At 64.2% G+C, this 8,137-nt stretch carries 6 protein-coding genes and 1 tRNA gene; 4 read left to right on the forward strand and 3 right to left on the reverse strand.

The features are described 5' to 3' along the window. Positions 1–163: 163 nt before the first annotated feature. A complete protein-coding gene (locus AUP43_RS07205) occupies positions 164–2,737 on the forward strand; it encodes a 5'-nucleotidase C-terminal domain-containing protein (protein ID WP_067554390.1) in 2,574 nt (857 codons plus the stop codon). A 74-nt stretch (positions 2,738–2,811) separates the two neighbouring features. Here AUP43_RS07205 and AUP43_RS07210 read toward each other — a convergent pair. Together AUP43_RS07210 and AUP43_RS07215 are read right to left on the reverse strand one after the other, a co-directional pair. Next, a tRNA-His gene (locus AUP43_RS07210) sits at positions 2,812–2,888 on the reverse strand. Between the two features lie 132 nt (positions 2,889–3,020). Next, a complete protein-coding gene (locus AUP43_RS07215) occupies positions 3,021–4,196 on the reverse strand; it encodes an aminotransferase (protein ID WP_067554393.1) in 1,176 nt (391 codons plus the stop codon). 148 nt (positions 4,197–4,344) lie between these two features. Between AUP43_RS07215 and AUP43_RS07220 the strand changes: the two genes are divergently transcribed. The 3 genes from AUP43_RS07220 (at position 4,345) to glnA (ending at position 7,592) form a co-directional block, all read left to right on the forward strand. Continuing rightward, the gene (locus AUP43_RS07220; protein ID WP_067554396.1) at positions 4,345–5,523 is read left to right on the forward strand and encodes a pyridoxal phosphate-dependent aminotransferase; all 1,179 of its coding nucleotides are present in this window, start codon (positions 4,345–4,347) and stop codon (positions 5,521–5,523) included. A gap of 259 nt (positions 5,524–5,782) precedes the next feature. Further along, on the forward strand, positions 5,783–6,121 hold the full coding sequence (locus AUP43_RS07225; protein ID WP_067554399.1) for a P-II family nitrogen regulator: 339 nt from the start codon (positions 5,783–5,785) through the stop codon (positions 6,119–6,121). A 61-nt stretch (positions 6,122–6,182) separates the two neighbouring features. Continuing rightward, positions 6,183–7,592: a type I glutamate--ammonia ligase gene (gene glnA, locus AUP43_RS07230; RefSeq protein ID WP_067554402.1), complete on the forward strand. Its 1,410-nt coding sequence runs from the start codon at positions 6,183–6,185 to the stop codon at positions 7,590–7,592. Between the two features lie 137 nt (positions 7,593–7,729). On the opposite strand, the gene AUP43_RS07235 is transcribed toward glnA, so the two are convergent. After that, complete coding sequence (locus tag AUP43_RS07235; RefSeq protein WP_157089266.1) at positions 7,730–7,954, reverse strand: hypothetical protein; 225 nt, start codon at positions 7,952–7,954, stop codon at positions 7,730–7,732. Positions 7,955–8,137 lie beyond the last annotated feature (183 nt).

Genomic DNA, 8,137 nt, shown 5'->3' on the forward strand with positions numbered 1-8,137 from the left:
AGCATGCGGGCTTCCGCGCTCTGCAATCAAGCTGCCGTGAAAGCTTCACCGAACGGCAATCGGTCCGCCACCAGCCCGTAACCATAAACCGGTAAGGCCGGTTACAGGCGGGCCCGGTGGCGATCCCGGGTGCGTCCCGTACCCCATAATGCGAGGGACCATCATGGCTTACACGTTGCAAATCCTCCACGCCTCAGACCTTGAGGGCGGTGTCGAGGCGATCAGCCGCGCGCCAAACTTTGCCGCCATCGTCGATTATCTGGAGGACACCTACGCCAACACCATCGTGTTGTCCGCCGGCGACAATTTCATTCCGGGCCCGTTCTTCAACGCCGCCGCCGATTCCTCCATTGCCGCGACGCTGAACGCTGTCTTCACGCAGCTTTACGGGCAGAGCTTCGAGAGCCTGTCCGCCGGGTCCGGCCGCCTGGACATCGCGATCATGAACGCGATCGGCTTCGACGCGTCGGCGCTGGGCAACCACGATTTCGATGCCGGCACCGACGGGCTTCTGTCGGTCATCAGCCCCAGCCTGGGCGAGACGACAGCCGACACCGGATGGCTCGGCACCATGTTCCCCTACCTCAGCGCGAACCTGGATTTCTCCGCTAACAGCAGCCTGAACGCGCTATATACCGACGAGTTGCTGGCAAATACCGACTTCCAGTCGCTGAATGCCGATGGCGAGTTGGTCACTGGCGCGCCGAAGCTGGCCGCCTCCACCATCATCGAGCGCGACGGCGAGCAGATCGGCGTGATCGGCGCGACGACCCAGGTTCTGGCCTCCATCTCCTCGCCGGGCAATGTCGAGGTGCTGTCGGGCGGCGTCGACGACATGGAAGCGCTGGCCGAGATCATCCAGCCGGAAATCGACAAGCTGCTGGACGCTGGCGTGAACAAGATCGTGCTGGTCAGCCACCTGCAGCAGATCGCGCTGGAGAAGGCTCTGGCGGGCCTGCTGAGCGGCGTTGACGTGATCATCGCCGGCGGCTCCGACACGCTGCTGGCCGATGCCGAGGATGTCGAGCGCGGTCTGCAGGACGGCGACACCCCGGCCGAGACTTACCCGTTCCTGACCACCAACGCGGACGGCGACCCGGTCGCCATTGTCAGCACCGACGGCGAATACAGCTATGTCGGCCGCCTTGTCGTCACCTTCGACGATGACGGCGTGCTGGATACGTCGAGCCTTGACGAGGCTGTCAGCGGCGCGTTCGCCGCGACCGAGGAGCAGGTCGAAGCGCTGTATGGCAGCGGGGACGCCTTCGCCGACGGTTCCAAGGGCGATCTGGTGAGCGAGCTGACCGGCGCGGTCGAGAGCATCGTCTCGGCCCAGGACGGCAACATCTTCGGCGCGACCGAGGTGTATCTGAACGGCGTGCGCAACTCGGTGCGCTCCGAGGAAACCAACCTCGGCAACCTTACCGCCGACGCCAACCTGTTCGTCGCCCAGGAGCTTGACGATACGGTGCTGGTATCGGTGAAGAATGGCGGCGGCATCCGCGCCGCCATCGGCCAGATCACCGAAACCTCGCCGGGCGTGTTCGAGCCGGCCCCGCCGCAGGCCAACGAGCTGTCGGGCAAGGAAGAGGGCGAGGTCTCGCAGCTCGACATCCTGAATTCGCTGCGCTTCAACAATGCGCTGTCGCTGGTCACCGTGACCGCCGATCAGCTGAAGCAGATCGCCGAGCACACCGTGGCCGCCTCGGGCGGCAGCGCCACGCCGGGCCAGTTCGGCCAATGGGGCGGCGTGCGGTTCAGCTTCGACACCACCCAGGCCGCCGGCAGCCGCATCCAGAACATGGCCATCGTCGACGATAACGGCTTCATCGCCGACGTGATCGTGCAGGATGGCGAGCTGGTCGGCGATGCCGGCCGGGCGATCCGTATCGTCACGCTGAGCTTCCTGGCCGAGGGCGGCGACAATTATCCGATCGACGACTTCATCGCCGCCAATCCGGACTTCGCCAACCGCGTCGATCTTGCGGATGCCATGACCGATGCGGGCGCGGCTACCTTCGCCGATCCGGGCACCGAGCAGGATGCCCTGGCCGAATACATGGCCGCCCAATACAGCGACACCCCGTTCGCCGAGGCCGACACCGCGGCCAGCGAGGATCGACGCATCCAGAATCTCGAATTCCGCGACGACGCGGTGCTGGTCGATGTCCGTGAAGCCGGGGATGATGGCGAGGCCATCGAGGGCGGCGACTTCGCCGACAGCATCCGCGGCGGCGCGGGCGACGACACGATCACCGGCGGCGCCGGCAACGACACGATTGAGGCCGGCGACGGCTTCGATCTCATCGACCTCACCGACGATACCGGCGAGACCTACGTGAACGGCAACCGCAACGGCGACACGATCCTGGGCGGCACCGCGAACGAGGAGCTGCATGCCGGCAAGGGCCATGATTCGGTCGATGGCGGCGCTGGCGACGATTTGATCTGGGGTGGCCTGGGCCGCGACACGCTCACTGGCGGCGACGGGGCCGACACCTTCTTCTTCGAAGACACCAACAACGAAGATGTGGTGACCGACTTCGAGGCCGGCGTCGATGTGCTGAGCTTCACCGCCAACATCAATGGCAGCGGCGTGGCCAGCGCGGCCGACCTGCTCGACCTGGCGGTCGCCAGCGGCGGCAATGTCGTGATCGATTTCGGCGGCGGCAACAGCATCACCCTGCAGGGCGTGGCCCTGGCCGATCTGTCGGTGGCGGATTTCGCCGTTGCCTAATCGGGCACCTAAACACTTCCAAGCGCGTCGGAGATATCCGGCGCGCTTTTTTTTGACCGTTATTTGGAGAGAATTGGGGCGAGCTACGGGGTTTGAACCCGTGACCTCACGGACCACAACCGTGCGCTCTAACCAGCTGAGCTAAGCCCGCCACCGTGGGAGCGCCTTGGTACCCGAACGCCCCTGTGCGGTCAAGAACCAGTTGGTAATTTTTATCTTTCGCGCGTTCGGCTTGGCCGGGGCGATTCATTTTGCCGCCATATCCGTCGCGCCGCCCCAGGAATTAAGCCGCCGCCTTGCCGAAATGACGGGCCAGGCGGGCGACAGCCTCGTCCAGAATGGCGTCCTGCTTGGAGAAGCAGAAGCGCACCGTGGTGCGCATCGCCGTGCCCTGGTCCTGATAGAAGGCGCTGACGGGAATGGCGCAGACGCCGGCATCGGTCGTGATATGCCGGCAGAAGGCCATGTCGTCGCCGGCAAAGCCCAGCGCCTCGAAGCCGGCATTCACGAAATAGGTGCCCTGGCAGGGCTGCACCGAGAAGCCGATGCCGGCCAGCCCGGCCGACAGCCGGTCGCGCTTGGCCTGCATGCCGGCGGCGAGGCCGGTGAAATAATCCTCGCCCTTCTGCAGGCCATAGGCGACGGCGCGCTGCAGATTGGGCGGCGTGGTGAAGACCAGGAACTGATGGCATTTCGAGATTGGCTGCAACAACGCCGGACAGGCGGTGACGTAGCCGACCTTCCAGCCGGTCAGCGAGAAGGTCTTGCCGGCCGAGCCGATGCGCACGCAACGCTCGCGCATGCCGGGCAGAGTCATCAGCGGGTGATGCCTCAGCCCGTCGAAGACGATGTGTTCATAGACTTCGTCGCAGACCGCGTAGGCATCGTGCCGCTTCACCAGATCGGCGATGAAGCCCAGCTCCGCCGGCGTGAACACCTTGGCGGCCGGGTTCATCGGGCTGTTCAGCAGAATCAGCTTGGTCTTGTCGGAGAAGGCGGCGGCCAGCGCCTCATAAGGCAGCTCCCAGCGCGGCGGCTCGACGCGCACCAGCTTGGGGATGCCGCCGGCGCGGCGGATCATCGGCAGATAGCAATCGTAGAGCGGCTCGATCAGCACCACCTCGTCGCCCGGCTCGATCAGCCCGAACAGGCAGGCCGACAGCGCCTCGGTGGCGCCGGAGGTCACCATCGTCTCGGTCTGCCAGTCGACGTCCAGATCGTAGAACCGCTTATTATGCTTCGCCACGGCCTGGCGCAACTCCGGCACGCCCAGCATCGGCGGATATTGGTTCGGCCGGTCGGCCAGCCCTTCCTGCGCGGCGGCGACCACGTCGGCCGGGCCGTTATCGTCCGGGAAACCCTGGCCCAGATTGATCGCCTGGGTCTCGATCGCCAGGCGCGACATCACCTCGAACACGCTGGTGCCATAGCTGGAGAGGATGGAATTGGCGGGCTTCATCGTCGTTTCCTGTGACGCCTGACGGGGTGAAATTCCCTAACATGGCCGCCCCGCCCCGGTCATGCGGTTTTCCGGCTTCTCCGGCGGGCCGCCCTTGCGGCATAGTGGCGCCTCTCCGCCAAGAAACAAGAACGAGGAAATGCCGTCCATGGTCACCGCAGCGACCCTTGCCGAGCGCATGAACACGCTGGGCACCGAAACCGCCTTCGAAGTGCTGGCCCGCGCCGGCCAGCTTGCGGCGCAGGGCAAGGACATCATCAATCTGGGCATCGGCCAGCCGGATTTCCGCACGCCCGAGCATATTGTGGAAGCGGCCTGCAAGGCGCTGCGCGACGGGCATCACGGCTATACGCCGGCAGCCGGCATCACGCCGCTGCGCGAGGCGGTGGCCGCCGACGTTTCGCGCCGCACCGGGGCGGAGGTCGACCCGATGACCGTGCTGATCGTGCCCGGCGGCAAGGTCACCATGTTCTTCGCCGCCCTGCTCTATGGCGAGCCGGGGGCGGAAATCCTGTACCCCAACCCCGGCTTCCCGATCTATGAATCGGTGATCCGCTTTTCCGGCGCCACGCCGGTGCCGATCCCGCTGCTGGAAGAGAACGGCTTCGCCTTCTCGGCCGAGGATGTGCTGTCGCGCATTACGCCGAAGACCCGGCTGATCATGCTGAACAGCCCGGCCAACCCGACCGGCGGCGCGGTGCCGAAGGCGGAGTTCGACAAGCTGGTGCAGGGCCTGCAGGCCTATCCCGAGATCGTCGTGATGAGCGACGAGATCTACGGCCAGATGCTGTATGACGGGCGCGAGCATGTCAGCCTGCTGTCCTACCCGGAAATGCGTGACCGGGTGATCCTGCTGGATGGCTGGTCGAAGACCTACGCCATGACCGGCTGGCGCATGGGCTATTCGATCTGGCCGAAGGCAATCCTGCCGCATGCCGAGAAGCTGGCGGTGAATTGCCATTCCTGCGTGAACGCTTCTGCCCAATATGCAGGCATCGCCGCCCTGACCGGGCCGCAGCAGGCGGTGCGCGACATGGTGGCCGCCTTCGCCGGCCGCCGCCAGGTCATCGTGGACGAGCTGAACGCCATTCCCGGCTTCCGCTGCGTCGAGCCGGGCGGAGCCTTCTATGCCTTTCCAAACGTCGAGGGCACGGGCATTCCGACCAAACAGCTCCAGACGCGCCTGCTGGAGGAAGCCGGCGTGGCGGTCATCGCCGGCACCAGCTTCGGCAAGCATGGCGAGGGGTATCTGCGCTTCTCCTACGCCAACAGCACGGAGAATATCCAGGAGGCGATGCGGCGCATCCGGACAATGCTGTCGGCCTGACTGCCGCTTTAGCAGGCACTGATTGGACTCTTTTTGGGCAGATATTTGGTGAAAAAATAGGCATTCTGCCGAGAACGTCGCCATGGGCCTTCGTTAGCATGTGGCGATATGAGTGGCGATGCCTGTCTTTGCGGGCGATGGGAAAATTGGCACGGCTCGTGCTTTCACTGTACCACCGCACGCCCTGGCAGGACCGCCTTGGCGTCACCTGCCTGCGTCGGCTCGAACCGGCCGGGTAATCGAAAATGAGAAAACGCCCATGAAGAAGATCGAGGCCATCATAAAGCCCTTCAAGCTCGACGAGGTGAAGGAAGCGCTGCACGAAGTCGGCATTCAGGGCATCACCGTCACCGAGGCCAAGGGCTTTGGCCGCCAGAAGGGTCACACCGAACTTTACCGCGGCGCCGAATATGTCGTCGATTTCCTGCCGAAGGTGAAGATCGAGATCGTGATGGAGGATTCGATGGTGGAACGCGCCCTCGAAGCCATCCAGCAGGCGGCCCAGACCGGCCGTATCGGCGACGGCAAGATTTTCGTCTCGACGATTGACGAGGCGATCCGTATCCGTACCGGCGAGCGCGGCGCGGACGCGATCTAAGCGGCCTGCTTTCGCAGCCGTTCACGGCTCTATCTAAGAACCCTAACGAGGGAAAAGGGACATGTCGGACACCAAAAAAGTAATGGAAATGATCAAGGAGAACGACGTTCGCTACGTCGATCTCCGTTTCACCGATCCGCGCGGCAAGTGGCAGCATGTGTCGCAGCATATCGCCACTGTCGACGAGGAGTCCCTGGCTGAGGGGTTCATGTTCGATGGCTCCTCCATCGCCGGCTGGAAGGCCATCAACGAATCCGACATGTGCCTGATGCCGGACCTGGAAACGGCCGTCATGGACCCGTTCACCGCGCAGCCGACGCTGATCCTGGTGTGCGACGTGCTGGAGCCCTCGACCGGCCAGCCCTATGACCGCGACCCCCGCTCCATCGCCAAGAAGGCGCTCGCCTATCTGGGCACCACCGGCATCGGCGACATCGCCTATTTCGGTCCGGAAGCCGAGTTCTTCGTGTTCGACGACGTCCGCTTCAAGACCGGCATGAACGAGGCCTTCTACCACCTCGATTCCGAGGAAGGCCCGTACAACAGCGGCAAGGTCTACGAGGAAGGCAACCTCGGCCACCGTCCGCCGGCCAAGGGCGGCTACTTCCCGGTTGCCCCGGTCGATAGCGGCCAGGACATGCGCTCCGACATGCTGAACGCCATCGAGGCGATGGGCGTCGAAGTCGAGAAGCACCACCACGAAGTGGCGGCCGCGCAGCATGAGCTGGGCATCAAGTTCGACACGCTGATCAAGTGCGGCGACGCGATGCAGATCTACAAGTACTGCATCCACATGGTTGCCGCGACCTACGGCAAGACCGCGACCTTCATGCCGAAGCCGGTCAAGGGCGATAACGGCTCGGGCATGCATGTCCACCAGTCGATCTGGAAGGGCGGCAAGAACACCTTCGCGGGTTCGGGCTATGCCGACCTGTCGGAGACCGCGCTGTTCTACATCGGCGGCGTCATCAAGCACGCCCGTGCGATCAACGCCTTCTCCAACTCCACCACCAACAGCTACAAGCGCCTGATCCCGGGCTTCGAGGCGCCGGTGCTGCTGGCCTACTCGTCGCGCAACCGCTCTGCCTCCTGCCGCATCCCGCATGTGCAGAGCCCGAAGGGCAAGCGCGTCGAGGTCCGTTTCCCGGATCCGGCCGGCAACCCGTACCTGACCTACTCGGCGCTGATGATGGCCGGCCTCGACGGCATCATCAACAAGATCCATCCGGGCGACCCGATGGACAAGAACCTGTACGACCTGCCGCCGGAAGAGCTGGCCAACGTCCCGACCGTCTGCGGCTCGCTGCGCGAGGCCCTGCAGGCGCTGGACGCCGACCGCGACTTCCTGACCCGCGGCGATGTGTTCACCAATGACATGATCGATGGCTACATCGCCCTGAAGTGGGAAGAGGTGTATGCCTTCGAGCATACCCCGCATCCGATCGAGTTCGAGATGTACTACAGCAGCTAAGCTGCCGGTCATTCGAGCCTGAGACGAAGACGCCCCCGCCATCCCGCGGGGGCGTTTTTTATGGGCCGCGCGGAATCCAAAAATGCAAACGGCCCCGCCAGGGCGGGGCCGTCCGGTCTCTTCTTGCGTCGCGCAGATCAGGCCGTGCGGCCGGGCACCCGGCTACCGTGCGAAACGGCGGCGATAATGCGCTGCACAATGGCCTTGGTCGGCGCGATCACGAACAGGCGCAGGCCATCCGCCATGGCGTGGGCGCGCAGCTGGCGGGCATGTCGCACATAGGTGTAAATCTGGCTCGGATCATAGGGAGGAAGGGTGTAGCTCTGGAATGCGTCGTGGGTCTTCTCGAGGTCCTGGAACATCTGTATCTCCATGAATTTGCGACTGCGAAGAGCGCTCTCCCATATCGTTGAAACCAAGATAATGCTGCGACGCACAATAGGCAAGCATTCCTGTCCTATTTTGCCATGCCGTTACCGCAACGCAGCCTGCCCAGGATGCAGGTCTCGGCGTCGCCGGCGTTGGTCTCCCCTCACCCAGCTCCG

Origin of the sequence: Oceanibaculum pacificum (genome assembly GCF_001618175.1) — a bacterium.
Lineage (GTDB): Bacteria > Pseudomonadota > Alphaproteobacteria > Oceanibaculales > Oceanibaculaceae > Oceanibaculum > Oceanibaculum pacificum.

Bases quoted from the DNA above. Each gene is read 5' to 3' on its own strand.
- AUP43_RS07205 (WP_067554390.1), top strand. From the start codon at position 164: ATGGCTTACACGTTGCAAATCCTCCACGCCTCAGACCTTGAGGGCGGT.
- AUP43_RS07215 (WP_067554393.1), bottom strand. From the start codon at position 4,196: ATGAAGCCCGCCAATTCCATCCTCTCCAGCTATGGCACCAGCGTGTTC.
- AUP43_RS07220 (WP_067554396.1), top strand. From the start codon at position 4,345: ATGGTCACCGCAGCGACCCTTGCCGAGCGCATGAACACGCTGGGCACC.
- AUP43_RS07225 (WP_067554399.1), top strand. From the start codon at position 5,783: ATGAAGAAGATCGAGGCCATCATAAAGCCCTTCAAGCTCGACGAGGTG.
- glnA (WP_067554402.1), top strand. From the start codon at position 6,183: ATGTCGGACACCAAAAAAGTAATGGAAATGATCAAGGAGAACGACGTT.
- AUP43_RS07235 (WP_157089266.1), bottom strand. From the start codon at position 7,954: ATGTTCCAGGACCTCGAGAAGACCCACGACGCATTCCAGAGCTACACC.